This window comes from Serratia sp. G204Y (assembly GCF_051172435.1).
GTDB classification, from domain to species: Bacteria; Pseudomonadota; Gammaproteobacteria; order Enterobacterales; family Enterobacteriaceae; genus Serratia; species Serratia sarumanii.
In genome coordinates this window covers 1,925,903-1,951,975 of the sequence record NZ_JBPIZA010000001.1, presented here as the reverse complement: position 1 = coordinate 1,951,975, position 26,073 = coordinate 1,925,903, and the positions used below count along the sequence as shown (strand labels likewise).

26 protein-coding genes and 2 tRNA genes are annotated in these 26,073 nt (G+C 58.5%); 14 read left to right on the top strand and 14 right to left on the bottom strand.

Translation table 11 applies throughout. The features are described from left to right. Positions 1-44 precede the first annotated feature (44 nt). Together ACSBQQ_RS09585 and ACSBQQ_RS09580 are read left to right on the top strand one after the other, a co-directional pair. Positions 45-132: transfer RNA gene (locus ACSBQQ_RS09585), tRNA-Ser, on the top strand. Positions 133-359: 227 nt separating this feature from the next. After that, entirely contained in the window at positions 360-575 is a 216-nt protein-coding gene (locus tag ACSBQQ_RS09580; RefSeq protein ID WP_038875263.1) for a hypothetical protein, read from the top strand. 91 nt (positions 576-666) lie between these two features. Here the strand turns inward: ACSBQQ_RS09580 and ACSBQQ_RS09575 are convergent, their stop codons facing one another. Continuing rightward, on the bottom strand, positions 667-1,149 hold the full coding sequence (locus ACSBQQ_RS09575) for a hypothetical protein (protein WP_033646562.1): 483 nt from the start codon (positions 1,147-1,149) through the stop codon (positions 667-669). Next, positions 1,150-1,947 carry a winged helix-turn-helix domain-containing protein gene (locus ACSBQQ_RS09570; RefSeq protein ID WP_060428386.1) on the bottom strand — a complete coding sequence of 266 codons (798 nt, stop codon included), beginning with the start codon at positions 1,945-1,947 and terminating at the stop codon, positions 1,150-1,152. Between the two features lie 403 nt (positions 1,948-2,350). On the opposite strand from ACSBQQ_RS09570, the gene ACSBQQ_RS09565 reads away from it, so the two are divergent. The 5 genes from ACSBQQ_RS09565 (at position 2,351) to ACSBQQ_RS09545 (ending at position 8,070) form a co-directional block, all read left to right on the top strand. Beyond that, complete coding sequence (locus ACSBQQ_RS09565; protein WP_060428389.1) at positions 2,351-2,962, top strand: response regulator transcription factor; 612 nt, start codon at positions 2,351-2,353, stop codon at positions 2,960-2,962. Between the two features lie 181 nt (positions 2,963-3,143). After that, positions 3,144-3,728, top strand: coding sequence for a fimbrial protein (locus tag ACSBQQ_RS09560; protein WP_033637910.1), 585 nt, complete (start codon positions 3,144-3,146; stop codon positions 3,726-3,728). Between the two features lie 49 nt (positions 3,729-3,777). Further along, positions 3,778-4,473: a fimbrial biogenesis chaperone gene (locus ACSBQQ_RS09555; protein WP_041034559.1), complete on the top strand. Its 696-nt coding sequence runs from the start codon at positions 3,778-3,780 to the stop codon at positions 4,471-4,473. A 15-nt stretch (positions 4,474-4,488) separates the two neighbouring features. Next, positions 4,489-6,981, top strand: a complete 2,493-nt coding sequence (locus ACSBQQ_RS09550; protein ID WP_060428391.1) for a fimbria/pilus outer membrane usher protein — start codon at positions 4,489-4,491, stop codon at positions 6,979-6,981. An 18-nt stretch (positions 6,982-6,999) separates the two neighbouring features. Further along, positions 7,000-8,070: a fimbrial protein gene (locus ACSBQQ_RS09545; RefSeq protein ID WP_086556881.1), complete on the top strand. Its 1,071-nt coding sequence runs from the start codon at positions 7,000-7,002 to the stop codon at positions 8,068-8,070. Positions 8,071-8,118: 48 nt separating this feature from the next. Here ACSBQQ_RS09545 and ACSBQQ_RS09540 read toward each other — a convergent pair whose 3' ends face one another. After that, positions 8,119-8,379, bottom strand: a complete 261-nt coding sequence (locus ACSBQQ_RS09540; protein WP_033637916.1) for a DUF1471 domain-containing protein — start codon at positions 8,377-8,379, stop codon at positions 8,119-8,121. A 150-nt stretch (positions 8,380-8,529) separates the two neighbouring features. Here ACSBQQ_RS09540 and ACSBQQ_RS09535 point away from each other — a divergent pair, with 150 nt between their 5' ends. Next, positions 8,530-9,459, top strand: a complete 930-nt coding sequence (locus ACSBQQ_RS09535) for a LysR substrate-binding domain-containing protein (RefSeq protein ID WP_060428395.1) — start codon at positions 8,530-8,532, stop codon at positions 9,457-9,459. 7 nt (positions 9,460-9,466) lie between these two features. On the opposite strand, the gene soxR is transcribed toward ACSBQQ_RS09535, so the two are convergent. Beyond that, positions 9,467-9,937: a redox-sensitive transcriptional activator SoxR gene (gene soxR, locus ACSBQQ_RS09530; protein ID WP_033637918.1), complete on the bottom strand. Its 471-nt coding sequence runs from the start codon at positions 9,935-9,937 to the stop codon at positions 9,467-9,469. A gap of 144 nt (positions 9,938-10,081) precedes the next feature. Here soxR and ACSBQQ_RS09525 point away from each other — a divergent pair, with 144 nt between their 5' ends. Genes ACSBQQ_RS09525 through ACSBQQ_RS09515 form a run of 3 tightly spaced genes read left to right on the top strand, consistent with a single transcriptional unit; the run spans position 10,082 to position 14,683 of the window. Beyond that, positions 10,082-10,510 carry a DoxX family protein gene (locus tag ACSBQQ_RS09525; RefSeq protein WP_033646556.1) on the top strand — a complete coding sequence of 143 codons (429 nt, stop codon included), beginning with the start codon at positions 10,082-10,084 and terminating at the stop codon, positions 10,508-10,510. Beyond that, positions 10,507-11,592 (top strand): efflux RND transporter periplasmic adaptor subunit, encoded by a 1,086-nt coding sequence (locus ACSBQQ_RS09520; RefSeq protein WP_033646555.1) that lies wholly within the window; start codon positions 10,507-10,509, stop codon positions 11,590-11,592. Before ACSBQQ_RS09525 ends, ACSBQQ_RS09520 begins: the two co-directional genes overlap by 4 nt. A 10-nt stretch (positions 11,593-11,602) precedes the next feature. Continuing rightward, complete coding sequence (locus ACSBQQ_RS09515; RefSeq protein WP_060428397.1) at positions 11,603-14,683, top strand: MexW/MexI family multidrug efflux RND transporter permease subunit; 3,081 nt, start codon at positions 11,603-11,605, stop codon at positions 14,681-14,683. A 49-nt stretch (positions 14,684-14,732) separates the two neighbouring features. Here the strand turns inward: ACSBQQ_RS09515 and ACSBQQ_RS09510 are convergent, their stop codons facing one another. The 5 genes from ACSBQQ_RS09510 to ACSBQQ_RS09490 all read right to left on the bottom strand — a co-directional run bounded on the left by ACSBQQ_RS09510 (position 14,733) and on the right by ACSBQQ_RS09490 (position 19,147). Further along, entirely contained in the window at positions 14,733-15,533 is an 801-nt protein-coding gene (locus ACSBQQ_RS09510; protein ID WP_060387549.1) for a DNA/RNA non-specific endonuclease, read from the bottom strand. 152 nt (positions 15,534-15,685) lie between these two features. After that, a complete protein-coding gene (locus ACSBQQ_RS09505; RefSeq protein ID WP_060428399.1) occupies positions 15,686-17,146 on the bottom strand; it encodes a TrkH family potassium uptake protein in 1,461 nt (486 codons plus the stop codon). A 117-nt stretch (positions 17,147-17,263) separates the two neighbouring features. Further along, positions 17,264-17,578 carry a hypothetical protein gene (locus tag ACSBQQ_RS09500; protein ID WP_033637923.1) on the bottom strand — a complete coding sequence of 105 codons (315 nt, stop codon included), beginning with the start codon at positions 17,576-17,578 and terminating at the stop codon, positions 17,264-17,266. 236 nt (positions 17,579-17,814) lie between these two features. Continuing rightward, on the bottom strand, positions 17,815-18,414 hold the full coding sequence (wrbA, locus tag ACSBQQ_RS09495) for an NAD(P)H:quinone oxidoreductase (protein WP_033637924.1): 600 nt from the start codon (positions 18,412-18,414) through the stop codon (positions 17,815-17,817). 157 nt (positions 18,415-18,571) lie between these two features. Further along, positions 18,572-19,147, bottom strand: coding sequence for a helix-turn-helix domain-containing protein (locus ACSBQQ_RS09490; RefSeq protein ID WP_047568150.1), 576 nt, complete (start codon positions 19,145-19,147; stop codon positions 18,572-18,574). 67 nt (positions 19,148-19,214) lie between these two features. Between ACSBQQ_RS09490 and ACSBQQ_RS09485 the strand changes: the two genes are divergently transcribed. Then, positions 19,215-20,138 carry a DMT family transporter gene (locus ACSBQQ_RS09485; RefSeq protein ID WP_060428401.1) on the top strand — a complete coding sequence of 308 codons (924 nt, stop codon included), beginning with the start codon at positions 19,215-19,217 and terminating at the stop codon, positions 20,136-20,138. Positions 20,139-20,188: 50 nt separating this feature from the next. Here the strand turns inward: ACSBQQ_RS09485 and cycA are convergent, their stop codons facing one another. Further along, complete coding sequence (cycA, locus tag ACSBQQ_RS09480) at positions 20,189-21,589, bottom strand: D-serine/D-alanine/glycine transporter (RefSeq protein ID WP_033637927.1); 1,401 nt, start codon at positions 21,587-21,589, stop codon at positions 20,189-20,191. Positions 21,590-21,938: 349 nt separating this feature from the next. On the opposite strand from cycA, the gene ACSBQQ_RS09475 reads away from it, so the two are divergent. Then, positions 21,939-22,014: transfer RNA gene (locus ACSBQQ_RS09475), tRNA-Lys, on the top strand. Positions 22,015-22,234: 220 nt separating this feature from the next. On the opposite strand, the gene ACSBQQ_RS09470 is transcribed toward ACSBQQ_RS09475, so the two are convergent. Then, entirely contained in the window at positions 22,235-22,738 is a 504-nt protein-coding gene (locus ACSBQQ_RS09470) for a DedA family protein (RefSeq protein ID WP_033646548.1), read from the bottom strand. Between the two features lie 74 nt (positions 22,739-22,812). After that, positions 22,813-24,126, bottom strand: a complete 1,314-nt coding sequence (locus ACSBQQ_RS09465) for an MFS transporter (protein ID WP_033646546.1) — start codon at positions 24,124-24,126, stop codon at positions 22,813-22,815. 382 nt (positions 24,127-24,508) lie between these two features. On the opposite strand from ACSBQQ_RS09465, the gene ACSBQQ_RS09460 reads away from it, so the two are divergent. Beyond that, positions 24,509-24,811 carry a putative quinol monooxygenase gene (locus ACSBQQ_RS09460; RefSeq protein ID WP_033637930.1) on the top strand — a complete coding sequence of 101 codons (303 nt, stop codon included), beginning with the start codon at positions 24,509-24,511 and terminating at the stop codon, positions 24,809-24,811. A 111-nt stretch (positions 24,812-24,922) separates the two neighbouring features. On the opposite strand, the gene ACSBQQ_RS09455 is transcribed toward ACSBQQ_RS09460, so the two are convergent. Next, positions 24,923-25,483, bottom strand: coding sequence for a hypothetical protein (locus tag ACSBQQ_RS09455; RefSeq protein WP_033654200.1), 561 nt, complete (start codon positions 25,481-25,483; stop codon positions 24,923-24,925). After that, the gene (locus ACSBQQ_RS09450) at positions 25,467-26,033 is read right to left on the bottom strand and encodes a GNAT family N-acetyltransferase (RefSeq protein ID WP_039566654.1); all 567 of its coding nucleotides are present in this window, start codon (positions 26,031-26,033) and stop codon (positions 25,467-25,469) included. The genes ACSBQQ_RS09455 and ACSBQQ_RS09450 overlap by 17 nt, the downstream gene beginning before the upstream one ends. Between the last annotated feature and the right edge of the window lie 40 nt (positions 26,034-26,073).

Below are 26,073 nucleotides of genomic sequence, written 5' to 3'. Positions count from 1 at the left end.
GGCTTTACAAGCGAATGAGGTCTGTTTATAGTGCGCGTCGTTGCGGAGGGGTGGCCGAGTGGCTGAAGGCAACGGTCTTGAAAACCGTCGACGGGAAACCGTTCCAGAGTTCGAATCTCTGCTCCTCCGCCATACATTCTGACCCCGTGCTCTCTGAGCACGGGGTTTTTGCTTTTGCGTGCGCAGAAACCGAGGCGCTTTTGCAGGAAACGCGATCGGCTATTGATAAGGGTCACGCATCGGTGAGATTATGCGGTCATCAAGGTTGGCTGCCCGGATGCCTGCTGCTGTCAGGCGCCGCCGGGGTGATAATCAACGCCGCCTTATCAATTTCGCTTAATGCTCTTATGGAGACAGAGATGAACTGGTATCAAGTCGCCCTATGGACCATGATCTTTTTGAAGTCCGGCGCTTTCCTGGTGTTCGTGTGGTGGTGGATGTTCAAACGCGCGACCAAACCCTATGTGCGCCCGCAAGACGTCGTGGTGGACGATAAGCCGTATGATGAGAACCTCACCATGGAAGAGGTGATGAAGAATCACGGCATCGTCCGCACGGATATGTCGGTAAAATAGTCCCCTCTCCAATCGGTATCTGGGGCGTGTTTGCCATAAGCGCGCCCCGTTGCGATCCTTCGCTGTCTCTCTATGGCATTCTGTTCTCAGGTTAACGGCATAGCGTTACCGGGAAAAGCACGCCATGAACGATGTACGCATCCTGCCGAGCTTTACGCATCGAAAAAACGCCGTTCTTAATGCCGAGAGAGATCATGGGGATTTCCTGGGTCAGCTCATCCGGCGCGTTGTCGTCGGGCGTTTTGCTGATTTCTCGGTGGGTGGTCATGTAAAACCCGTCATCTAACCTCTTTATATCAAAGTTTATTTTCCTATCCAGGCTGTAGGTTTTGCCTCTCACGGTGATGTCCCCACGCTGCACGATCATGGCATGATGTTCGTCATAGATGAATAAACTGCCCGTCACTTTTAATTCCAGGTCATCGCCTGAAGCTAATCGTTTTTTAGTGATCGTATCGGCCTGGCAATTCATATGCACAGGCGCGGCGGGGGTTAAAACGCGAAACAGGACAATGAAGAGAATCACTGCCAAAAATCCGATAGTCAGCATTTTGGGGTTGAGCAATGCGGCCATTTATTTTCCGTTGAGAATTTTGTAGGTAACACACTGGGTATATCGATCTTGTGAACCGAGATAACACACACCGAGGAAGGTGTTATAAGTCAACGTGTGTTTTACGGAGGAAAAATAGATGTCCGCTTTACTGGCTATACAATCCACACCGCTCTCTTCTAGCGCCTGGTTGACCATGCGCTTTTCCAGTTCGTCATCAATATGCTTGTCCGCATCCAGAGAATACAAGGTGCAGCGGTCTTTTTTCCCTAACGAGATTAAATTTTCTCTGGGTTGATCAGGCGGTTCAACAGGATAGAGCGCCGCGACGAACAACAGCGGAATAAATGCGCCGCAGATAGCGGCAATAGCGCGAATATTTACCTGTTTCTGCGGCGGTGTGTTATGTGATTCGGCAACCGACGGGAAAGACGAAAGCGGTACTGAGGCGGCAGAAGGGGGCGTTTCATTAACGGTTGCCTGCGGTGATGGGTAAATATCAATCATGGCGGTAAAGCAAAAACCGACTTTCGCCAGGGTCTTTATCGGCGAGGTTTCTCTCCCCAGCAGTTTGAACGCTTTCCTTATTTCACTGACGGCCACATTGAGGCTGATCGATGAGCCTGAAAAACCATACTCTTCCCATACCTTTTTTATCAATACCTCACGTTTCAATGGGATATTCGGATGAGTCAGCATTTCAATTAACAGGCGCGAGGCCGGATTGGATATCCGTATCGATGACTCATCGTTATCAATGAGTTGGAGACGACACGCGTTTGCGTCATAGAGCACGCAGAGGTCGATAATATATTTCATGTATTCAGGTTTTTATAATGGTATAGGCTTCCAGGTCGCGGCTAGTATTTAGTGAAACGTCGGTCAGGTCAAGGTTCTGGGTGGGAAACATAAATAATTCAGGGGGATTTTTATTTCTTCGACGAACAGAATGCATGGTGCATTGCTCTTTTTATTGTACTCAATAGCATTAAATTCTGAAAATATCTAATTTGTTAGATTATAATAATTAAAATTTGCGTTAATGAAAATAATGTTCCTGTTGTTAATGATTTGATGCAGAATTATCTTAGTGTTTTACGGCGCCTGCTTATGTGCCGGGCGCTTATTGATGGCTCCCAAACGGCAATGCGATTTTTCCAAGAAAACGGCAGGTATTTAGTGCAAGGCATCGCCGTTGTCTTTAGCCATGGATGGAGGAAGTATGCTCAGTATCGGTATCGTATCTGAAAACATCTTTTTCAGAGGGGCGATAAAAAGGATATTGGCGCCAAGGATTTTTCATAAGGATCACGTTATTGCTTACTACGACGATCTGCCTTTGGTCATGGGGCGAAATTGCCACGATATTCTGATCGTCGATGATGCGATCAAAAGCCTGTTGCGTTTCAGCATGGCGGCAGCGTTATTGTCTGCTATTCATGGCGTGAAAATTTTTTTGACGACAGAAGAGAAGCGTCGTCTGTTATTTCGTTCTGTCACGCGTGATGTGGTGGTGCTCGATAAAAGAGTGCGAGTTCCCGACATGAATAAGGAATTGTCTTTGCTGCTGGCTAATATTGCGCAGCATTCTGCATTAAATGGAAACGTTGAGGGTGGGGCGGCCCGCAATACGAAAATTTGCCTGACTGAAAGTGAAGTGGAAACGCTTCATTTGCTTTCTTTCGGCTATACGGTGACCCAGGTATCCCGAATGCTTGATAAAAGCGTAAAAACGGTCAGCACGCAGAAATGCAGTGCATTACGCAAAATGGGATTGAAGAATCGGGTGCACAATTTATTGGGGATTTCATCCGGTTTCTCAGCGGTTATCTAGGAGTTCGTTATTTTGTCGCTTTTATTATCGGCTGATGAATAACGCTATAGCTTGATTTTATAAAAACAGGAATGTGTTCACCCTTTTGCCTCTGTATTACGGGGAGGGATTGTTTCATCCCGCCAGCAGCGGCTGCTTTTTATTTATTCTCTCAAACCAAACTGTTATGGAGTTTTATCTCATGATGAAGAAGATGCTTTCTGTTGCAATCATGGCGGCCGCGGTCGCTGCGCCGGTGGCTTTTGCTGAAGACAATTCCGCCGGTGGCGTGATTAACTTTACCGGCGCCATTACCGACACCACCTGTACGATTAACGGCGGCAAGAGCGCGGATTTCACCGTAGCACTGAGCCCGATCTCGGTGACCGACGCGGGTAACACCGTCGGGCCAATCACCAAGAACAAGAAGTCCTTCTCGTTGACCTTCTCCGGCTGTTCGCCGGCGGCCGGTACCGCAGGCACCCCGCTGAAAATCTACTTCTCCTCCGCGGATAACATCTCCACCGACGGCAAATATTTGCTGAACAACTCGGTCAACGAGAACGACGCTTCCGTCGCGAAGAACGTAGGCTTCTCTCTGGCGGAAACCGGTTCTTCCACCCCGATCCAGCTGAACGTGCCTTATGTCACCGACATCATGGGCGACAAAGAGGCGCCGGATTCAGAAACCCTGACGCTGGACGCGTACTACTACAAAACCAACGCCGAAGCGGCAAAAGTGGGCGCTCTGAGCTCCAACGTGACTTACACCATTTCTTACCTGTAATCGCGCTGACAGCCAGGCCCTTGATAGGGCCTGGCCACCCGGGGGAACGATGAAAAAATACATGATGATAGCGGCGCTGATGCTGGGTTCCGTTGGCGCGCAGGCCAATGTGGTGGTTAACGGCACGCGGGTGATCTACCCGGCAAACAACAAGGACGTGATTGTCCAATTGCTGAATAACGGTACCGACCCCTCGCTGGTTCAGGCCTGGATCGACGACGGCGATATCAATTCCACCCCGGAAACCGCCAATGTGCCGTTTTTGCTGTCGCCGCCGGTGGTGAAAGTGAACGGCAACAGCGGGCAGCAGCTGCGTATTCAGAAAGTTGGCGCCGCGTTGGCGGCGGATCGTGAATCGGTGTTCTACCTCAACGTGCTGGATATCCCGCCGACGCCGGAAAACCTGCAGGGCACCAATACGCTGCAGCTGGCGATCAAGTCGCGCATCAAACTGTTCTACCGCCCGCAGGCGTTAACCCGCGGCGTGGAAAATGCCTTGGAAGAACTGACGCTGCAAGCCAATGGCAAAGGCTTCAACGTCATCAATAAAAGCCCGTATTTCATTACGGTAGCGAATATAGGCCAGGGTGCGGACAAGCATCTGCTGGTTGATTCGCTGATGGTCGCGCCGTTTTCCACCCAGTTTGCCGCCAGCAAACGAGCGGTCAGCAAAAACGCCCGTTATGACCTGATGTATATCGACGATCTGGGGGCTTACAAGTCTAAAGCCATCACCGCACATTAACCTGAAAGAACAACAATGAAGCTGAATAAAAAAGTCCTCTCGCTGCTGACCGCCTCTTCATTCTTGTTGCCGGATACGGCCTGGGCGGTGACGTTCGATACGTCGCTGTTGGCCGGCGAATCGCGCGATTCCGATCTCTCGCGTTTTTACCTCAATAATGACATGCCTGCCGGCCGGCAGGAGATCGATGTGTATGTCAACCATGACTGGAAAGGGCGCTATGCGCTGCTGTTTGGCACCCAACGCGACGATATCCAAATCGACTACCAGGATGCGCAGCGGCTGGGCATCGATCTGAGTCAATTGCCGGCGCCTCAGGCGCCCCAGACGACGCTGTCGATCGCCACGCTGGTGCAGGGCGGCCGGTTTGATATGGACGTCGGCGCGCTGAGCCTGCGGCTGACGGTGCCGCAGGCGCGGGTCAACCGATCGGAGGCGGGATACGTGGATCCGGCCTTCTGGAATCGCGGCATCTCCGCATTGACGCTGGCCTACAACGCGACGTACTACCACGCCGAGGCGCGCGGCGACGGCAATCGCAGCAACAACGACGATTTTTATACCGGGCTGGAATCCGGGATCAATCTGGCCGGTTGGCAATTTCGCGACAGCAGCAGCTTTCGCCACGGCAGCGGGCGGGGGAGCCACTGGCAGAACAACTCGCGCTATCTGCAGCGCGGCTTCGCCGACATCAAATCCAACCTGACCGCCGGCGATTTTTATTCGCCGGGGGATCTGTTCGACTCGGTGCGCATCCGCGGGGTGGCGCTGGCGTCGGACATCAGCATGCGCCCCAACTCGCAGCAGGGCTTTTCACCGATCGTGCGGGGCGTGGCGCAAACCAACGCCCTGGTGAAAGTGGTGCAGAACGGCAACGTGATCTACCAGGAAAACGTGCCGCCGGGTGCCTTTACCCTCGACAGTATTCAGCCGACCGGCTCGGCGGGCGATCTGTGGGTGACGGTCAAAGAGGCGGATGGGCGTGAACAGTCGTTCAGCGTGCCGTTTTCCGCCGTACCCAACATGTTGAAACAGGGCGTCAGCCAATACAGCGTGCTGGCCGGCAAGGTGAACGAAAGCAATACCGATTACGATCCCGGCTTTGTGCAGGGCACCCTGCAGTACGGTTTCAACAACCTGGTAACCGGCTATGCCGGCAGCATTTTGAGCGACGACTATCAGGCCTGGCTGCTCGGCAGCGGCTGGAACCTGCCGATAGGGGCGGTGTCCATCGACCTGACGCATGCCGATACCCGTCTGAAAAACCGCCGTGAAAGCGGGCAGAGCTTCCGTATCGCCTACAGTAAATTTCTCGATGCCACCGCGACCAACTTCACGCTGGCGGCCTACCGTTACTCCACCCGCGGTTACTACAGCTTTACCGACGCCATTTACTCTAATGACGGTTACCGCCAGCTGGAACGGCAGTTTGACCGCTGGCGCGACGAGGAGGGTTTGTCCGAACTGGATATGAACACCTGGGATGCGCTGCGGTCCGCCCGGCCGAAAAATACCTTTACGCTTAATTTGAACCAGCGTCTTAACGAAGGGTGGGGCACGCTGTTCTTCTCCGGCTCCCAGCGCGATTACTGGACGGCCAACGCGAAAAGCCGCGAATACCAGTTGGGATACTCCAACAATCTGGGGCGCGTCAGCTACTCCGTTTCCGCCAGCCGGGTGCGCAACAGCCAGCGTGAGGAAGAGACGCGTTATTACCTGTCGTTCAGCCTGCCGCTGTCGGTGTTCGACAACAACGCCTACCTCAGCACCGGCCTGTCGGCGACGGACTCTCACTATCAGCAAAGCACGGTCAGCCTGAGCGGCAACGCGCTGGAGTCCAACCGTCTGAGCTACTCGCTGAACGGCAGCAATCGCAGCGGCGGCGACAACATGGCCGGCGTCAATGCGGCCTACCGCACCCGTGTCTCGACGCTTGGCGTCTCCTACAGCGAAGGCAACGATTATCGCCAGAGCGGCCTCAGCGCGCGCGGCAGCCTGGTGGCGATCCCCTGGCATGTGCTGGCGTCGAACGAAATCGGCAACACCATGACGGTGGTCGAGGCGCCGCAGGCCGAAGGGCTGATGGTCAACGGCGACGAAAGCATCGTGACCAACGCCCAGGGCCTGGCGCTGGTGCCCTATGCCACGCCATACCGGCAAAACTCGGTCACGCTGTCGGATACCGGCCACAGCAGCGGGGCGGAAATCAGCGGCAACGTCGCCAACCACGTGCCTTACTACGGCGCGGTCAGCTACCTGAAATTCGAAACCGATCAACGTCAGCCATTCCAGCTGCGGGCGCAGCGCGCCGATGGCGCACCGCTGCCGTTCGGCGCCGAAGTGCTGGATGAAAACGGCCGGTCGATAGGCTTTGTCGGCCAGGCCAGCGTGCTGTACCTGCGCGTCGAACAGCCGCCAACGGCGTTGACGGTGCAACTGCGCGACGGCCGTTGCCGCATCGCCAAACCGACTCTGGCGCTCGACGCGTCGCCCGGCGTTTGCCGCTAATACAGGATAACCGAACCTATGATCAGGCTGATTTTTTTGCTGCTGCTGTCCGGGTTGTTCAGCGGCTATAGCTATGCTTCCTGCTATGGTAAGGGGGTGGAATTTGCGTCGCCGATTTTCGTCGATCTCTCCGATAAGCTGAGCGCCAATACGCCAGTATGGGAGGCGCAATATAATACCCAGTACACCGGCACCTTTAACTGCAGCAAGTCCAAAAGCAACTTTTCCTACACCATCAAACTTCCGACGAAAGACTCGCAGGCCGCGATTTTCGGTTTTAACGACGGCCAACAGTGGGTCCGCGCAGAAATCACCAACAAGATAAGTGACAGAACGTTGAGGGGGCGAGGGGAACACTCTGCTTCAGAATTAAATTCCTCGATGACCATTCGTTATTCTCTGGTGTCAAAGCCTAAGGATGGGCGGGTGGTACCGGGCGATACACTGATGCTCGATGATGCCTTAATGGTGAGTGACGTGACCGGTATCGGCATACTGGAATTACCGTTTTGGCTGCTGGAGCAGGTGGGGAAACTGCTCACCTGGCTGCTCACCGGCAACTGGCCTTATGACGATCGCGATATGTACGGCCAGCCGATGAACATCAAATACGCGCCCAAAACCACCACCTGCCGTTTCGACAACGCCGGCCTGACGGTCAGATTGCCGAAAATGGGCGTGGCGCAGGTGCTGAATAACAACCAACCCGGCTACACGCCGTTCTCGCTGAACATCAGCTGCCAGAACATGCAGCAGGAAGGCATCGCCGATCGCGCCGTCGAGATGTTCCTGTCCAGCAATAACCTGCTGGCCTCCGACGCCAGCGTGCTGACCAATGCCAACGCGGGCGGCGCGCAAGGGGTGGGGCTGCGCCTGGTCAAACGCGATATGCCGAGCTCGCCGGTGGTACTGTCGCCCTCCAATGTCGATCGCGGCAGCGCCACCTCATTGTTTCACGTCGCCGCCGGCGGCAGCCTGAACAGTCACTTTATCATCGGCATGGGCGCTTATTATTATCCTTATCAGCGCGATGGCGTGACGCAGGGTGAAATCAACACCTCGGCCACGCTGAACATTATTTATCCCTGATGAATGGGCGGGTGCAAAAAAACCGGCAGCCGCCGCTGCCGGGGTTGGTTATTGATAAGTCATCGCGCTGGCGTGCAGCTTGTTATTGCCTACGATCGCGATGATTTTGTAGTAACGGGCGCCAGCCTTGGCGGTTTTGTCCGCCAACATCTTTTCCGCATCGCTCAGATTCGCGGCACCGCTAACGGTAATCACCTGGCGCGGCGTCAGGGCGTCCGCCTGTTGACTATTGATTTGCGTTGCCGCGACTGTTGCGCCTGAAAAGACAAAAGCCCCTAGCAGCATCGTTTTCAACATGACGTTCTTCATGATGTTCTCCCCAAGCGCAATACGCTTGTTCTTTGCTATGGTTGAATCTTTTTGTTTCGTTATGCTAAAGGATAAGCAGCGAGGTGCCGGCGCGGTAGTGCCTGAAAGCGTAATGCATCGTTTCCAAACTGGAAACGATAAGGAGGGGGCATGCAGGATTTGAACGATCTTCAACTGTTTGCTTTGGTGGTGCGACATGGTGGTTTCGCCGCAGCCGAGCGGGCGAGCGGCGAAGCCAAATCAAAACTCAGCAAACGGGTGGCTCGTCTGGAGGCGAGTTACGGTGCGCGGTTAATCGAACGTTCGACGCGCAGTTTCCGCGTCACGGATATTGGCCGCGATGTGTATCGTCAGTGTGAGGCGATTATCGAGCGGTTGGAGGCGACCGATGCCATTGTCGCCCGTGCGCGCGACGAAGTGAGCGGCTGCCTGCGCATCAGTTCGCCGCCCGGTTTGATGCAGTATTATAATTCCCATCTGCTGTTGGGGTTTATGGCGCGTTACCCGGACGTGCGCGTACAACTGTTGATCCATGAGCGCCATGTGGATCTGATCAACGAAAAGATCGATGTGGCGTTTCGCATTACGAGTCATTTCGACCAGGATCAATCATTGATTAAACGCGATCTTGGCGTACGGCAACGCATTTTGGTCGCCGGCGCGCAGCTGGTGGAGAAAGCCGGCGGCTTGCCGCAGTCGTTCGAACAGCTGGCCAGCTTGCCGACGTTGTCGATGGGGGAGTGGCTGGATCGCGATCGATGGGAATTCGAGGATAATGCAGGCAATCAACGTACTTTCGTACACGTCCCCCGGCTGTGTTGCGGGGATTACAGCACGTTGCATAGTGCGGCGATTGCCGGGATGGGCGTCGCGTTTTTGCCGATCCATTTGTGTGCCAACGAATTGCGAACGGGTCAACTGCTGCGTCTGCTGCCGCAGTGGCGTGCGCCGAGCAGCATTGTTCATCTGGTGTTCACCAGCGGCAAAGGCCTGTTGCCGCCGGTGCGGGCGTTTATCGATCACAGCGTCGAGGTATTCGCCGAAGCCAATCGCCGCCTCTCGATGATGCCGGTTGCCTAGCCGCCTGTCACTGCCCATCCGGGTGTTCGAAAATATGCGCGCCGGCCCCTTGCCGGCCCAATATATCGTTCGGGTTGCGCAGCGGGCAGTCGGCGAGCGACAGGCAGCCGCAGCCGATGCAGCTATCGAGATGGTCGCGCAGCACCGTCAGCCGTTGAATACGCTCATCCAGCGTTTTGCGCCAGGCGGAGGACAGCACTCCCCATTGTTCTGAGGTCAGTTTGCTGCCGATGGGGAAACGGCTCAGCGCGGCGCGGATCTCTTCCAGCGGAATGCCCGCGCGCTGTGCGATCTTGATCACCGCGATATAGCGCAATACCACCGACGGATAACGCCGCTGATTGCCGGCGTTGCGCGTCGCCTGAATCAGCCCTTTACTCTCGTAGAAGTGCAGCGCGGATATCGCCACGCCGCTGCGTTTCGCCACTTCCCCGACGGTCAATAGCCGATTGGCGTCAATCGGTTCATTTCTTGCCATTTTATCTTCCTCAACTTGACCTCAAGTTAACCTGAGGTTTTATAGTTCAGCCTGCCGGGCTTGGCAACCGGCATCTCTCGAGACCTGCCCCCGCCTTATTGGGGAGAAGGATGGCTTTGGCTGTAAAATCAGGAAGAAACCGTTATGCAACGCTTTATCAACACCGCTCTGGACAGTTATTGGCTTTGGCTGCTCGCACGTCTGTGCTTGATGGTGATTTTTATCTCGTCGGGGCTCGCCAAGCTGTTCGCCATCGAAGGGAGCCTGGCGGAGATGCGCGCCGCCGGTTTGCATCCGGCCTGGCTGTTCAACCTGGCGTCGGCGGCGGTGCTGCTGACAGGTTCGGTATTGATCCTGCTGAACCGGTGGGTGTGGCTGGGCGCCGGCATGCTGTCGGTGTTTCTGATCCTGACTATCGCGATCGTCCACACCTTCTGGAATATGTCCGCTCCCAATATGCAGATTTCTCTCTACTTCGCGCTGGAACACATCACGGTGATCGGCGGGCTGTGGGTGACGGCCATCGCCAGCCGTTTGCGTCAACGTCTGGCCAACACGCGTGAGGCTGCATGATGAAACGATATCTCATTATCGCGGCGCTGCTGGCGGTACTCGTCGTCGCTGCGGTAGCGATGCGTTCCACCGCGCGGCAAAGCGAAGGCGCACCGGCCTATCCGCCGGTGAAAGTGGCGCTGGCGCCCGCACTGCGTGAACAGGCGGCGCGCAGCTACGCCGGCGTGGGCGAGCTGGAGGCGGCCAGCCAGGTGGAGGTGGCGGCGGAAACCAGCGGCCGCATCACGCGTATCCTGTTCGAATCCGGCCAAACGGTGCGGCAGGGGCAGTTGCTGGTGCAGCTCAACGATGCGGTCGAACAGGCTGAGCTGGTGCGTCTGCAGGCGCAATTGCGCAACGCCGATCTGCTGCTGGGGCGCATGCGAAAACTGATGAACCTCAACGCCACTGCGCGGCAACAGTTGGACGATGCGCTGGCCGAGCGGGATATGGCGCTTGGCGCGGTGCGGGAAACGCAGGCCAAAATTGCGCAGAAGGCGATCCGCGCGCCGTTTTCCGGCGTCATCGGCATTCGCCGCGTGCATGAAGGGCAATATCTCAACGCCGCCGAGGCGGTGGCGAACCTGGTGGACGCCGATACGCTGCGCGTCAACTTTTCGCTGGACGAACAAAGCAGCGCCGGGTTGGCGCCAGGCCAGGCGGTGTCGGTGCAGGTTGGGGCGTATCCCGATCGCGCTTTCCCTGCCGTCATTACCGCTATCGACCCGATGATCGGCAAATCCCGCACCGTGCAGGTGCAGGCGACGTTGACCAACCGTGAGGGATTGCTGAAGGCCGGCATGTACGCCGGCATTCGCGTCACGCAGCAGCAGCGCGTGGCGGTGCTGACGGTGCCGGAAACGGCGCTGACTTATACCGCGTACGGCGATACCGTGTTTCTGGCCCAGCAGGGTGAAAAGGGCATGACGGTCAAGCGCGTTTCGGTCACCGTGGGTGAGCGCAACGACGGGCGCGTCGAGATCGTCAATGGCCTGCAGGAAGGCGATCGGGTGGTGACTTCGGGCCAGCTCAAGCTGAGCGACGGCATGGCGGCCGAGCCGGTGGCGCAGGATACCCTGAACGCCGCCCAGGCCGGTTCCTGAGGAGAGACCGATGACATTTACCGATCTGTTCGTGCGCCGGCCGGTGCTGGCGCTGGTGGTCAGCACCCTGATCCTGCTGTTCGGCGCGCTGGCGCTCAGCAAGTTGCCGATCCGCCAATACCCCCTGCTGGAAAACTCGACCATCACCATCAGCACTGAATATCCCGGCGCGTCGTCCGAGCTGATGCAGGGCTTTGTCACGCAGCCGATCGCCCAGGCGGTGTCCTCCGTCGAGGGCGTTGACTACCTTTCTTCCTCTTCGGTGCAGGGGCGCAGCGTGGTGACGGTGCGTATGGCGCTGAACCGCGACTCCACCCAGGCGCTGACCGAAGTGATGGCCAAGGTCAATCAGGTGCGCTACAAGCTGCCGGAGCAGGCTTACGATCCGGTGATTGAACGTTCCGCCGGTGAGGCCACCGCCGTGGCCTATGTCGGCTTTTCCAGTAAAACGCTGTCCACGCCGGCGCTGAGCGAATACCTGACGCGGGTGGTGGAGCCGATGTTCACCACCATCGACGGCGTCGCCAAGGTTGAAGTGTTCGGCGGGCAAAAAATGGCGATGCGCCTGTGGCTGGACAGCGATCGGCTGGCCGGCCGCGGCCTGACCGCCGCCGACGTGGCCGACGCGGTGCGGCGCAACAACTACCAGGCGGCACCGGGCAAGGTGAAAGGGCAGTATGTGGTTGCCAACGTGCGGGTGAATACCGATCTCACCAGCGTTGAGGAATTTCGCAATCTGGTGGTGCGCAACGACGGCAATGGCCTGGTGCGTTTAAAAGACGTCGGCACTGTGGAGCTGGGCGCCGCGGCCACGGAAACCAGCGCCCTGATGGATGGCGAACCGGCGGTGTTCCTCGGCGTCTTCCCTACGCCGACCGGCAACCCGCTGGTGATCGTCGACGGTATTCGCCACCTGATGCCGGCGATCGACAAGATGCAGCCGCCGGGCGTGAAGATGGCGCTGGCGTTCGAAACCGCGCGCTTTATTCAGGCCTCGATCGATGAAGTGGTGCATACCCTGCTCGAAGCGCTGGTGATCGTGGTGGCGGTGATCTACCTGTGTCTGGGGTCGCTGCGCACCGTGTTGATCCCGGTGGTGACCATTCCGCTGTCGATCCTTGGCGCTGCCGGGCTGATGTTGGCCTTCGGCTTCAGCGTCAATTTGCTGACGCTGCTGGCGATGGTCCTGGCGATCGGCCTGGTGGTGGACGACGCCATCGTGGTGGTGGAGAACGTGCATCGTCATATCGAAGAGGGGAAAACGCCGCTGGCGGCGGCGATGATCGGCGCGCGCGAGGTGGCGGGGCCGGTGATCGCCATGACCCTGACGCTGGCGGCGGTCTATGCGCCGATCGGCCTGATGGGCGGGCTGACCGGCGCGCTGTTTCGCGAGTTTGCGTTGACGCTGGCCGGGGCGGTAGTGGTGTCCGGCGTGGTGGCGCTGACGCTGTCGCCGGTGATGAGCTCGCTCCTGCTGCCGGCCAAACAGAGCGAAGGGCGCGTGGCGCACGCCGCCGAGTGGTTCTTCGGCGGTCTGACGCGGCGCTATGCGCGCGCGCTGGATTTTTCGCTGCACCACCGTTGGTTGACCGGCGCGCTGGCGTTGCTGGTGATGATCAGCCTGCCGCTATTGTACCTGATGCCGCAGCGCGAGCTGGCGCCGACCGAAGATCAGGCCATCGTACTGACCGCCATCAAGGCGCCGCAGCACGCCAACCTGAACTATGTCGAGCGCTTTGCCTACAAGCTGGACGAGGTTTACAACCGCATGCCGGAAACCGAAAGCCGCTGGATCATCAACGGCAGCGACGGCACGGCGTCCGGCATCGGCGGCATCAACCTGACGCTGTGGCAGGCGCGTCAGCGCTCGGCGTCGGCGGTGCAGGCCGATCTGCAGCGGGCGGTGAACGACGTCGAAGGCACCAGCATTTTCGCCTTCCAGCTGCCCGCCTTGCCGGGCTCCACCGGCGGGCTGCCGGTGCAGATGGTGCTGCGCACGCCGCAGGACTACCCGCAGTTGTATCGCACCCTGGAAGAGGTGAAGCAGAACGCCAGAAACAGCGGCCTGTTTATGGTGGTGGACAGCGATCTGGACTACAACAATCCGCTGGCGGAGGTGCATATCGATCGCGCCAAGGCCAACAGTCTGGGGATCCGCATGAGCGACATCGGCGAATCGCTGGCGGTGCTGGTGGGGGAAAACTACCTCAACCGCTTCGGCATGGACGGCCGCGCCTATGACGTGATCCCGCAGAGCCTGCGCGAACAGCGGCTGACGCCGCAGGCGCTGGCGAGACAGTACGTCCGCACGCAGGACAATACGCTGGTGCCGCTCTCCACCGTGGTGTCGGTGGCCGTTAAGGTCGAGCCGAACAAGCTGACCCAGTTCAACCAGCAGAACGCCGCCACCCTGCAGGCCATTCCCGCGCCCGGCGTTTCGATGGGCGAAGCGGTGGCCTTCCTCGAACGGCAGGCCAATGCGCTGCCGGCCGAGTTTAGCCACGACTGGCAGGGGGATTCGCGCCAATATACCCAGGAAGGCAGCGCGCTGGCATTCGCGTTCCTGGCGGCGTTGGTGATCATCTATCTGGTGCTGGCGGCGCAGTACGAGAGCCTGAAAGATCCGCTGATCATCCTCATCACCGTGCCGCTGTCGATCTGCGGCGCCTTGCTGCCGCTGGCGCTGGGCTACGCCACGATGAACATCTATACCCAGGTCGGGCTGGTGACCCTGATCGGGCTGATCAGCAAGCACGGCATTTTGATGGTGGAGTTCGCCAACGAGTTGCAGATGCATCAGGGGCTGACGCGCCGCGCCGCGATTTTGCAGGCGGCGCAAATTCGCCTGCGGCCGGTGTTGATGACCACCGGGGCGATGGTGTTCGGCTTGATTCCGCTGCTGTTCGCCAGCGGCGCCGGCGCCGCCAGCCGCTTCGGCCTGGGGCTGGTGATCGTATCCGGCATGCTGGTGGGCACGCTGTTCACCCTGTTTGTGTTGCCGACGGTGTATACGCTGCTGGCGCGCGATCACGCGGTGGCGTCGCCCCGGCAGCGTGAACTGGCCGCGGCGCAAAAAGCGCTGGCGGAATAAACCGCCGGCGCCCGGATGAAAAATAAACCCGCCGCGGCGGGTTTTTCCGTCAGTTTTTGCAGCCCATCAATTCCGGCAGGACGCCGGGCTTGCTCTTCAGCGAGGCCTGCACGTCGTCCGGCAGACCGGCCCAGATGATCAGACCGGTGCGTTTCTCGATCTCGTCCACCGTCACGCGGAATTGGCAAAAATCGGCGCCCTTCGGCGTATTCTGATCGAACAGGAAAGCGGCATAGTGGTTCACCGCCGGGCTGTTGTTGATGAAAATCACTTTCCAGTAGGCGCTGGGGATGGTGTGCGCTTTCTGGGTGCCCGGCAGTTTGCCCATATCGCGCTCATACAGCGGCCCGGTCACGGTATAGACCGAGGAGATATCGGCGCGATCGATCAGCTTGCGTTCCTGATCTTCCAGCCGCGCCCAGGCGCCCTGGTTCAGATCGGACTTTTGCGGCGTGATGTTGGACAGGTAGTTCAGCGACTCCCAGTCGGAAACGCCCGCCAGCGAGGCCAGCGGCGCCTGATGACCGCGATCGACCTTCAACGCCGCATTGGCGCCGGTGTAATCGGCGGGCGCCAAAGTGTCCGCCGGATTGAGCGCCGGATCGGTTTTCCAGTTGCGCGTCTTGCCGCTGGCCGGCGTGTCTTTGGTGATGTGATAGGCCACCCAGTTGGCGAACTTGGTGGTGCTGTTGTTGTTCAACGTATAAGCGTGACGCACGATCGATACGTTGCTGCTGCCGCCGGTCGGGCAGCCGACGGCGCAGTTGTCGATGGATTCGAGCGTGTCGGCCGACGCCTGCGCGGCGAACAGCAGGGCGACCAGAGCCAACATCTTGTTGTTAAAACGCATATTCATATCCTCAATAAGTTAAAAAATACTGTATATATTTACAGTGAATTAAACTTATCGCAGTGAAACGAATACAACAATGCAACACATTCATGTTGTGAATGTGTCGGCGTTGGCAGAGCGGAACGGCGCCCTGTACGCCGCTCGGACTATCAAAAACGCCAAAACGCGCGTGAACAGAGGATCAACATCGGATAGATCTCGAGGCGGCCGAGCAGCATGGCGGCGCACATCAGCCATTTCGCCGCGTCGTTCAGCGTGCCGAAACCGGCGGCGGTTTCTCCGTACCCCAGCCCCATATTATTGATGCAGGCGGCGACGGTGGCGAAAGCGGTGACCAGATCATAGCCCATCAAGTTCAGCAGCCAGATAAACAGACAGGTGAACAGCACGTAAAGAAAGAAGAAGCTCCAGACGGAGCGCAGCGTCCGATCCTGGATCGGCGCATTGCCGACCTTGATGGTGTACATGGCGTTGGGATGCACCAGCTGGTTGATCTCGAGCCGGCTTTGTTTGTACATGATCAGAAAGCGCAGCGCTTTAATGCCGCCGCAGGTGGAGCCGACGCAGCCGCCGAAGAAACTCGCCGCCAGCAGCAGCATGATGGTGTGGGACGGGATCCGGGTGTAATCGGCGATGGCCAGGCCGTTGTCGGTCATCATCGAACTGGTGAGGAAAAAGCCATGCACGAAGGCGTCTTTGACGCCGTACATGCCCGAGCGGTATAGCTCGATACACACGATCGCCACGACGATGGCCAGAATCAACAGGAAAAAGCGCAGCTCGGGGCTGCGGTACAGCGGTTTCAGGCTGCGACGGCCGACGGCAATGAAATAGAGCGTGAAGTTCACCGCCGCCAGAATAGAGAAAATGCCGCCGACCATTTCCACCGCCGAACTGTCGTAGTACCCCAGGCTTTCGTTGCGAGTGGAAAATCCGCCGAGCGACACGGTGGAAATGCCGTGGCACAGCGCATCGAACCACGGCATGCCCGCCAGACGAAAGGCGACGGTACAGGCAAACCCCAGCCCAAGGTAGATCAACCACAGGTTTTTCGAGGTATCGGCCAGGCGTGGCGTCAGGCGTTCCTCCTTGAACGGGCCGGGCATTTCCGACTGGTAAAGTTTGGCGCCGCCGATGCCCAGCAGCGGCAGCACGGCCACGGCCAACACGATAACCCCGAGGCCGCCGATAAAATTGAGCTGGGAACGGTAATAGAGGAACGATTTGGGCACGTTCGAGACGTCATTCAGCACCGAGGCGCCGGTGGTGGTGATGCCGGAGACTCCCTCAAACATCGCGTCGACCAGCCGGACGTTCAGCGTGTCATCCAGCCACAGCGGCAGGGCGCTGATCGCGGAAAACAGCAGCCAAAACATCACGATGATCAGAAAACCGTCCTGGGTGCGCAGCTGCACTTTCGACTGCCGGGTGCTGAACCAGCCCAATCCGCCGAGCGTGGCGGCCACCACCAGGGTATAGAAAAATGAGAAGGCGCTTTTTTCTTTATACAACAGCCCCATCAGCAGGGGCGGGATCATTGAAAGGCTGTAAAGAAGGACCAAAAAGCTGCAAAGATGAATAACGACCAGGATCTGTTTGGTTCTGACCATACTGTTGCTCGGAATGCCTGCCGACAATGCGTCAATTTATTGAAGTGTATCAAGCATAAAGCAGGCGATATAAAAATAACGTAAAAATTCATATCGCCTAATAAGTATGGCGGGGCGTTATTCCAGCAGGTCGTTGACCGTACGGCGCACATAGTGCGTCATCTGCGCCAGATCGTCCGGTGACACCGGGCCGCCGCCGGCGCGCACCACCTGCTGTTCGATCTGGGTAATCTCCTGCTCGACCTTGTTGGCGATCTGCACTTTGACTATTTTGTCCACCGAAGACAGCAGCACCTTCAAGACCACTTTCAGCGCGATGTTCTCGCAGAACGAGTCGTAGTGATGAACCGGCGGCGGCGGGGCCGGAGCCGGCTCGGGCGCGCGCGGAGCCAGAGCCTTGAAGCTGTCTACATTTTCAATAATAAGATCCATGTCTCTTATTAGTTCATCAAAATCTTTAGACACTGACTTATTCCCTTCGCTGTGCGCAAAAAACAGAACGCCCGTCCTCGGGCTGAAAGCGGATGAGCGACGGGCAGAACGAATTCGGGCCTGGCCTTCAGACGCTGAATGGCCGGGGGAGGGGCATTCTAACCTTGCGGCGGGACGGCAACAAGATGGGGCCGTGCGAATGCGCGGCCCTTTGAATCACAGGCGCAGGAGGGGGCTTAACTTTTCAGCTTGGCGGTGATTTTTGCCACGTGCTCGCCCTGATAGCGGGCAATGGTCAGCTCTTCGTTGCTCGGCTGCCGCGAGCCGTCGGCGCCGGCGATGGTGGTGGCGCCATACGGGGTGCCGCCGCGCACCTGCGAAACGTCAAACAGCTCCGGCGTCGCATAGCCGATCGGCACGATGATGAAACCGTGGTGCGCCAGCGTGGTCCAGGTGGAACTGATGGTGTGTTCCTGGCCGCCGCCGGTGCCGGTGGAGGAGAAGACGCTGCCTACCTTGCCGTACAGCGCGCCGGAAGCCCACAGGCCGCCGGTCTGATCGAGGAAGGTGCGCATCTGCCCGGCCATATTGCCGAAGCGGGTCGGCGTGCCGAAGATAATGCCGTCATAGTCCGCCAGCTCTTGCGGGGTGGCGACCGGCGCCTGTTGATGTTGTTTGCCTCCGGCTTTGGCGAAGGCCTCCGGCGTCATGGTTTCCGGCACGCGTTTAATCGTCACGTCCACGCCGTTAACCCGATTCGCGCCTTCGGCCACCGCCTGCGCCAGGCTTTCGATATGGCCGTACATTGAGTAATAAAGCACCAACACTTTCGTCATGTTCCGTACTCCCGCTCAGATGATTAACAAAAACCCTTGATAAGCATAGAAGCGAATGACGAACTTGGTTTTGTTGGATGGCGGATTCAGGGCAAGCGCCGCAGCTTGTGCGCCAGCCGCTGTTCCTGCCAGCGTGCCAGCGCGGGGCGGTGGGCAGTCAGAAGGCGACGTTGCGGATAAAGCGCAGGGGCAGGTCGCCGTGGTTGGCGTAAGCGTAGCGTTGATCGCTGTTGAAGGTTTGTGCGGCGCCGGCGCTGAGCGTCAGCGTGCCTTGTTCCAGCTCCAGCGTCAGGGTACCGGCAATCACGTAGATCATTTCGCTCCAGCCTTCGGCGTCCGGGGCAGAGTCATAGCGCTCGCCCGGCATCAGCGTCCATTCCCACAGCTCGGCCCGTTGCCGCGCCGGCACGCTGGCGGCGAACAGCGCCTGGCTGCCCGGCTGCGCGCCTTGCCAGGCCAACTCGCCCACCAGATGGCTGCCGCGCGCCTCCGGCGCCTGGATCAGGTCGGTGAAAGAAATCGCCAGGGCGGCGGCGATCTTGTCGAGCACCGCCAGACTGACGTTGCGATCGCCGGCCTCGATGCCCGCCAGCATGCGGCGGCTGACGCCGGAAAGCTCGGCCAGCGCCATCTGGCTCAGGCCCGCCCGTTGGCGGTAGCCGCGTAGATTGCTGCTCAGGTATTGCAGCACCTTGGGGGGATCGGTTTTTGCGTTATGCGCCGTATTGCTCATCGCCGGACTTTATCTCATACTGGCAGGATCTGTGCATTATATTGCACTCAGCAGGAAGGGCAAGCCGGTGTCAGCAGCAAAAAAATCCTTTATTTCCGCCGTGGTTCCGCAAATCAGGTTGCCGGAAGCGGTGTTGATTTTCATCACCATGATCTGGGGCGGCACCTTTTTGGCGGTGCATCACGCGATGCAGGTCAGCGGGCCGTTCTTTTTCGTCGGCCTGCGTTTCGCCACCGCCACGCTGGCGCTGACGCTGTTTTCGCTGCGCGTGCTGCGCGGCCTGACCCAGTATGAACTGAAGGCGGGCGTGCTGATCGGGCTGGCGATCATGTTCGGTTACAGCATGCAAACCGTCGGCCTGCAGACCATCACCAGCAGCCAATCGGCGTTTATCACCGCCATGTACGTGCCGATCGTGCCTCTGTTGCAATGGTTGGTGCTGGGGCGCTTCCCCGGCATCATGTCGTGGATCGGCATTCTGCTGGCCTTCACCGGCCTGATGCTGCTGGCGGCGCCGAGCAGCACCGACATGACGCTGAGCCTCGGTGAAATTCTGACGCTGGCCGGCACCCTGGGCATGGCGGCAGAGATCATTCTGATCGGCGCCTTCGCCGGCAAGGTCAATATCCGCCGAGTGACCATCGTGCAGCTGGCGACCGCCTCGCTGGCCTCCTTTTTGATGATGGCGCCGACCGGCGAGTCGCCGCCGCCGTATTCGGATTACCTGCTGTACAGCGCCATTGGGCTGGGGCTGGCCAGCGCCTTGATTCAGCTGACCATGAACTGGGCGCAGCGCAGCGTTTCGCCGACGCGCGCCACGGTGATTTACGCCGGCGAACCGGTCTGGGCGGGTATCGTCGGGCGGTTGGCCGGCGAGCGTTTACCGGGCGTGGCGTTATTGGGGGGCGCGTTGATTGTAATCGGGGTGGTGGTCAGCGAGCTGCGCGTGAGGCGCAAGGATAAAGCGGCGGTGGCGACGGAAGCGGATTAGCGCAGAGACATAGAAAGCAGGAAGGGGCGGAGATATCCGCCCCTTTTGCATCACGCGGTTTTCTTCTTGCGCAGGAACACGTAAGACAGGCCGAGCACGATGAACCACAGCGGGGTGACGATCAGCGCCTGGCGGGTATCTTCGCGCAGCGACAGCAGCACCAGCACGAACACGAAGAACGCCATGCACACCCAGCACATCAGCTTGCCGGCCGGCATCTTGTAGATCGATTTCTGGTGCAGCGCCGGGCGCTGTTTACGGTAGACCAGGTACGAGCACAGGATGATGGTCCAGACGAACATGAACAGAATCGCCGATACGGTGGTCACCAGGGTGAAGACCGTCATCACGTTCGGGATCAGGTAAATCAGCACCACGCCGCCCAGCAGGCAGATGCAGGAGAAGGTGAGGCCGTTGGCCGGCACCGCGCGCTTGGAAAGATTGGCGAACGATTTCGGCGCGTCGCCTTCCTGCGCCAGCCCGAACAGCATGCGGCTGGTGGAGAATACGCCGCTGTTGGCGGAAGAGGCGGCTGAGGTCAGCACCACAAAGTTGATCACGCTGGCCGCGGCCGGCAGGCCGATCAGCACGAACAGCTCAACGAACGGGCTCTTGTCCGGCACCACGGAGCTCCACGGCGTCACCGACATGATGACGATCAGGGCGAACACGTAGAACATGATGATGCGGATCGGAATCGAGTTGATGGCGCGCGGCAGCGATTTCTCCGGATCCTTGGTTTCCGCGGCGGTGGTGCCCACCAGCTCAATGCCGACGAAGGCGAATACCGCAATCTGGAAGCCGGCGAAGAAGCCGCTGATGCCTTTCGGGAACATGCCGCCGTCATTCCACAAATGGGTGAATGAGGCCACGGTGCCGGTCGGCGATTGGAACTGCATGGCGATCATCACCAGCCCGGCGACGATCAGCCCGACGATGGCGACAATTTTGATCATCGCAAACCAGAACTCCATTTCACCGAACATTTTCACCGTCGCCAGGTTAAGGCCGAGCAGCAACAGCACGCACAGCAGCGAAGCGATCCACTGCGACAGCTCGGGGAACCAGAACTGGGCGTAGGCGGTGATCGCCACGACGTCGGCGATGCCGGTGACCACCCAGCAGAACCAGTAGGTCCAGCCGGTGAAGAAACCGGCCCACGGGCCGAGCAGATCCGCGGCGAAATCGCTGAACGATTTGTATTCCAGGTTGGACAGCAGCAGCTCGCCCATGGCGCGCATCACGAAGAACAGCATAAAGCCGATGATCATGTACACGAAGATGATCGAAGGGCCGGCCAGACTGATGGTTTTACCGGAGCCCATAAACAGACCGGTGCCGATGGCGCCGCCTATAGCGATCAGTTGAATATGTCGGTTAGTGAGGTTTCGCCGTAGATGATCTTCTGAAGCGGGCGTCGCGTCAGTCGCTATTTTAGAGTGATCTACCATCTGATGATGTCCTGTTTTACCTGTCATTAGTGAAGTCGCGAGCTCTGAAGTGGCTCTTTTTTATACATTTATCCGGTTGGTCCGGCTTTAGTAAGGTAGTGCAATAACGCCACCTTTGTGCAACATGTTTACAACATTTATACGCGGGATAAAAGTCGATCAATCTTTACACGGAGGAGGCAAATCGGACGTTCAGGGAGCGGAAGATTACTCTTCAAAACGTGGGATTAACAGACCTTATGCGGCTTATCTCGTTGATTAAACAAAGGGTTGTAAAATTCGCATGAGAAAAAGTAATGGGTGTAAGCGTTCGACAGCGGCGCCGGCGAGGAAGACAGTTTAGCGCGTTGAGTTGTTCGATCAGTCGCTAGAGCCGTTGACTTTTAATCAATGGGTCGCAGGTTCGAACCCTGTACGACCCGCCAACCAAATCAGCGTGTTACGCTCGGACTTTTCTCTGTTTGTTTCCTCATTGCGCCGTTTTAAGCGCGCATTCTGCAAAAAAATTCGCATTTTTCGACTGATGTTCAGAAAGGTGATCTGGCGCAAACTGCAATGTTGCACCGCAGTTTATACGGCAAGAGAGGCTGTGCGCTGGCGCAACGTCGGCGCATGGGCCGAACATTTGCCCAAGAATCTTTCAGGTCAAGGTACGGGGAATATATGCGCAGCCGACATCAAGATCAGCGCCCAGGCGGCAGCCGAGAGCGCGGCGGTGGCATAGACGCGCCCCAGCGGCAGTTTCAGCATGCCGGCCATCAGCGGTACGGTATAGCGCATCACCGCCAGAAAACGCGAGGCGAACAGCAGCGGCAGCCCTCTCTTTTGCAAGGCGCGCTGGGCTTTGCGCAGCGGCGCGTGAAAGCGTGCCGGCAGCCGGCGGCGTAGATCGCGGCGGCATAGCAGCGCGCCGCAGTGGAACGACAAGATCGATCCCAGCGCGGCGCCGAGGGCGATGGCCGCCCAAACGGCGCCGAGGGGCAGCGCGTGCTTGCCCGCAACAATGCCCATCAGCAGCGTGACCGAAGCGGGCGGCAGGATGGAGGAAACGAAGATCACGGATTTACCCAGCGCAAACAGGAAAATCAGCAGCAGCAACATCTCCGGCTCCGGACTGTATTTGGCGATAATGTGCGTCAATTCATCCATTTAACACCTGCGGGCGAGGGGACTGAGTGCCAGTGTCCCATCCGCAGGTTCAATAAGGGTTAAATAACGCGCCGCTATCCGGCAATCTCTGCGTCTTGCTTGCTCACCTCGGCGCGCCGGTTTCTGAGCGCCCACAACAGCGCGGCGCACAGCAGCGAGAAAGCGGCCAGCACCAGCGGCCCGGCATGCGGGCTGTGAAAACGCTGTTCCGCCTCGGTGCGGATCAGCGGGGCTAAAAAGCTGAACGCGGCGCCGAGCGTGGTGCAAAAGCCGATGCCGGCCGCCAGCGCCGGGCCGGTGAGCACCTGAGCGGGAAACGTCCAGAAAATCGGCTGTACCGCCAGGAAACTGACTGCGCAACAGCTCAGGGCGACGATAGCGAGCAAAGGGCCGGCATAGGAAGAGACCACCAATCCCAGCGCCGCCGCGATCATGCAGCCGACGGCGATCGGTAATCTTCTGGCGGTGTTTCTGTCGGCAAAGCGCGGCAGGAAATAGACGCCCAGCGCGGAGAACGCCCAGGGAATGGCGGCCACCAGCGAGGCTTTGAAGCCGAGATGGGTGCCCATCAGCGAGGCGACCTGCGACGGCAGGAAAAACATCAGGCCGTACACGCCGATTTGCAGGGTGCCGTAGATCAACGCCAGATGCCAAACTTTGCCGCTTCTCATCGCCGCTTTGACGCTGCTGGTTTCGGTCTGCTGCTGTTCGGCGGCCAACTGTGCCACCAGCGCCGCACGCTCTTCCTCGGTCAGAAAGCGGGCCTGCTGCGGGCTATCGTCGAGATAGAAAAAGGCGAAGACGCCGAGGGCGACGGCCGGCAGCCCCTCCAGCACGAACATCCAGAACCAGCCGGGTTTGCCCAGCACGCCGTGCATCTCCAGCAAGGCTCCCGACAGCGGCGAGCCGAGCGTCAGGGCCGCCGGCACGCCAAGCACGAAAATGCCGATCACCGAGGCGCGCACCTTATTGGGAAAATAGATCGACGCGAGCAGCAGGATGCCGGGGTAAAAGCCGGCTTCGGCGATCCCCAGCAGAAAGCGCAAGACGATAAACTGCTGTTCGTTGGTCACCAGCCCGGTACAGGCCGACAGCGCCCCCCACAGCGCGGTGGTGGCGCTGAGCCAGCGTTTGGCGCCCCAGCGGTTCATCAGCAGGTTGGCCGGGATGCCGAACAGCGCATAGGCGGCAAAAAATATCCCGGCGCCCAGGGCAAAGGCGGATTGCGACAGCGCGATATCGATGGCCATCGCGTCCTTGGCAAAGCCGACGTTAACCCTGTCGATAAAGGCGATGAAGTACATGGCGAACATCAAGGGCACCAGTCTGCGCCAGGTTTTGCGGATGGCGGCGTTGAGCGCTGGAGCGGCATAGGTGGCGTGATTCACTGGCGATAACCTCTCTTCTGAGAATGACAAACGTCGGTCACAGGACCGTCCTGATGCCGTTGCCCGTAACACGGCGGTAACCACGGATTTTTTCGTGAGCCTTAAAGGTCTAAAGGACTAATGGTCAGGCCTTTAGGGGCGAAAAAAACGCCGCGTATCGAGTCGGCAGGTTGGTGCAGACATCACCACGGTGAATGGTGTGTTGCTTTCTTGTTAATTAAAAGTTCACACAGGGCTATGCCGCGTTCAAGCGCTTTGATCGCGATCTGTGTGCGCTATCACCGAATTGGCAACCCGGTGGTAGACCCGGAGAAAGGCGCTTTCATCTCGTGAGGGGGGGATATAAGGTGAAACGCGGCAAAACAAAATACAGGAGCGCTACATGCTGAAGGTCATCGCTGAAGATTTTATCCACCCGGAACACATTGCAACCGTTATGCCATGGTATCGCGAGCTGGTGGAGAAAACCCGGCAGGAACCTTTGTGCATCAGTTATGAGCTGTGTATCGACCAGCAGGATCCCGGGCATTTTATTTTTATCGAAAGCTGGCCGGATCGCGCCGCCCTGGATGCGCATTGCCAGACCGAGCATTTCACCCGGCTGGTGCCGCAGATCAACCAGCATCAGCGCAAGCCTTGCACCTTCCTGTTTATGCAGGTATTTCCTGAAACAGGTGATAAATAGGCGAAAAAATCCCCGCAGGGGGCGGGGTCAATGGCTTCTCACTACTATCTTGTTGTGATTAAAAAATAGGCTGATAATGATTTTCATTCTCTAAGAATGCTCTTAAATAAATCAGCCTGGTGAATGATTCACCGCCGGCTTTTCGCTGACTGTTTTAATGGCGCGCAACATACGGCGGCGTATCAGCCCGCTGACCAGGCGAATCGCATACCAATAGGGGGTAAACCGCCGCCGGCTGGCGTCGTCGGGGCAGAAGATGCGCGTTTCCGTCACCAGGCGGCAGCGGCCGTCCGGCAGAGGGCTCACGACATAACCCAGCGCCAGTTTGGCGACGCCGGGCTTAACGAAGGCCAGAAAGCCCGCCCCGTCAGCGACCTGCTCCAGACCGTATTCAGCCTGCCAAAAGCGGCCGATCAGGCCATAGACCAACGCGCTGTCATCCTGCTCAAGCAGGCAAAAGTTATGCAGGCCAAACGGCGGCGGGCTGGGTTTATTGCGTGGCATCAGCCGCGCGGGCAATTCGCGCAGCGCTATCATGCTGCGGAAAAAACGGTCGTGCTTGGGATCGTAAGCGGCCACGGCCGCCAGGATCCGCGCCTGTGGCGCGGCGATGGCGATCGCATGCCGCTCCGAGAACTGGTATTGCCCAAGGTATTTATTCAGCAGCGTCATGCTTTGCATTCTCCCGCCATTCGCTTTGCAGCAGAGCGAAACCGAATTCGTCGCCCCACGCGCCTTTGAAAAACACGTTTTGCCGCCAATGGGCCTCGCGCCGAAAACCCAGTTTGCCAAACAGCGTGGCGGCGGCAAGATTACGCGCGTCCACCACCGCAGTAATACGGTGCTTCGCCAGCGGCCCGAACAGCAGGGCGATGACGGCGTTCAGCGCCTCGCGCGCCAGCCCTTGACGCTGGTGGCTGGGCGCGAAGGTCACGCCCAGTTCAGCCTGGCGCCCCTCATCGAAGAAATGCACCGCGATATCGCCGAGCAACGCGCCGTCCTCGCGGCGCTCGACCGCCAGTTGAAACCAGCTGTCGTCACGGTTGAATTCGAGCCGCCGTTGCTGTGCGAAAAAGGCCTGCGCATCGGCGGCGCTGTAGTCGCTCCAGCTTTGGTAGCGCGCCACGTCCGGGTGGCTGCGGTAGGCGGTAAAGTGGGGCAGATCGTCGGCGGTGAACGGGCGCAGGCGAAGTCTGGGGGTCTGCAGAGGCAAAAGGCGCATTGTTTTTCCTTATCAGCGCATTAGGGCTAACGGCAGTGTA

What these genes read in the sequence shown, in the direction of transcription:
- ACSBQQ_RS09580 (WP_038875263.1), top strand. Translation starts at nt 360, where the DNA reads ATGAACTGGTATCAAGTCGCCCTATGGACCATGATCTTTTTGAAGTCC.
- ACSBQQ_RS09575 (WP_033646562.1), bottom strand. Translation starts at nt 1,149, where the DNA reads ATGGCCGCATTGCTCAACCCCAAAATGCTGACTATCGGATTTTTGGCA.
- ACSBQQ_RS09570 (WP_060428386.1), bottom strand. Translation starts at nt 1,947, where the DNA reads ATGAAATATATTATCGACCTCTGCGTGCTCTATGACGCAAACGCGTGT.
- ACSBQQ_RS09565 (WP_060428389.1), top strand. Translation starts at nt 2,351, where the DNA reads ATGCTCAGTATCGGTATCGTATCTGAAAACATCTTTTTCAGAGGGGCG.
- ACSBQQ_RS09560 (WP_033637910.1), top strand. Translation starts at nt 3,144, where the DNA reads ATGATGAAGAAGATGCTTTCTGTTGCAATCATGGCGGCCGCGGTCGCT.
- ACSBQQ_RS09555 (WP_041034559.1), top strand. Translation starts at nt 3,778, where the DNA reads ATGAAAAAATACATGATGATAGCGGCGCTGATGCTGGGTTCCGTTGGC.
- ACSBQQ_RS09550 (WP_060428391.1), top strand. Translation starts at nt 4,489, where the DNA reads ATGAAGCTGAATAAAAAAGTCCTCTCGCTGCTGACCGCCTCTTCATTC.
- ACSBQQ_RS09545 (WP_086556881.1), top strand. Translation starts at nt 7,000, where the DNA reads ATGATCAGGCTGATTTTTTTGCTGCTGCTGTCCGGGTTGTTCAGCGGC.
- ACSBQQ_RS09540 (WP_033637916.1), bottom strand. Translation starts at nt 8,379, where the DNA reads ATGAAGAACGTCATGTTGAAAACGATGCTGCTAGGGGCTTTTGTCTTT.
- ACSBQQ_RS09535 (WP_060428395.1), top strand. Translation starts at nt 8,530, where the DNA reads ATGCAGGATTTGAACGATCTTCAACTGTTTGCTTTGGTGGTGCGACAT.
- soxR (WP_033637918.1), bottom strand. Translation starts at nt 9,937, where the DNA reads ATGGCAAGAAATGAACCGATTGACGCCAATCGGCTATTGACCGTCGGG.
- ACSBQQ_RS09525 (WP_033646556.1), top strand. Translation starts at nt 10,082, where the DNA reads ATGCAACGCTTTATCAACACCGCTCTGGACAGTTATTGGCTTTGGCTG.
- ACSBQQ_RS09520 (WP_033646555.1), top strand. Translation starts at nt 10,507, where the DNA reads ATGATGAAACGATATCTCATTATCGCGGCGCTGCTGGCGGTACTCGTC.
- ACSBQQ_RS09515 (WP_060428397.1), top strand. Translation starts at nt 11,603, where the DNA reads ATGACATTTACCGATCTGTTCGTGCGCCGGCCGGTGCTGGCGCTGGTG.
- ACSBQQ_RS09510 (WP_060387549.1), bottom strand. Translation starts at nt 15,533, where the DNA reads ATGCGTTTTAACAACAAGATGTTGGCTCTGGTCGCCCTGCTGTTCGCC.
- ACSBQQ_RS09505 (WP_060428399.1), bottom strand. Translation starts at nt 17,146, where the DNA reads ATGGTCAGAACCAAACAGATCCTGGTCGTTATTCATCTTTGCAGCTTT.
- ACSBQQ_RS09500 (WP_033637923.1), bottom strand. Translation starts at nt 17,578, where the DNA reads ATGGATCTTATTATTGAAAATGTAGACAGCTTCAAGGCTCTGGCTCCG.
- wrbA (WP_033637924.1), bottom strand. Translation starts at nt 18,414, where the DNA reads ATGACGAAAGTGTTGGTGCTTTATTACTCAATGTACGGCCATATCGAA.
- ACSBQQ_RS09490 (WP_047568150.1), bottom strand. Translation starts at nt 19,147, where the DNA reads ATGAGCAATACGGCGCATAACGCAAAAACCGATCCCCCCAAGGTGCTG.
- cycA (WP_033637927.1), bottom strand. Translation starts at nt 21,589, where the DNA reads ATGGTAGATCACTCTAAAATAGCGACTGACGCGACGCCCGCTTCAGAA.
- ACSBQQ_RS09470 (WP_033646548.1), bottom strand. Translation starts at nt 22,738, where the DNA reads ATGGATGAATTGACGCACATTATCGCCAAATACAGTCCGGAGCCGGAG.
- ACSBQQ_RS09460 (WP_033637930.1), top strand. Translation starts at nt 24,509, where the DNA reads ATGCTGAAGGTCATCGCTGAAGATTTTATCCACCCGGAACACATTGCA.
- ACSBQQ_RS09455 (WP_033654200.1), bottom strand. Translation starts at nt 25,483, where the DNA reads ATGACGCTGCTGAATAAATACCTTGGGCAATACCAGTTCTCGGAGCGG.
- ACSBQQ_RS09450 (WP_039566654.1), bottom strand. Translation starts at nt 26,033, where the DNA reads ATGCGCCTTTTGCCTCTGCAGACCCCCAGACTTCGCCTGCGCCCGTTC.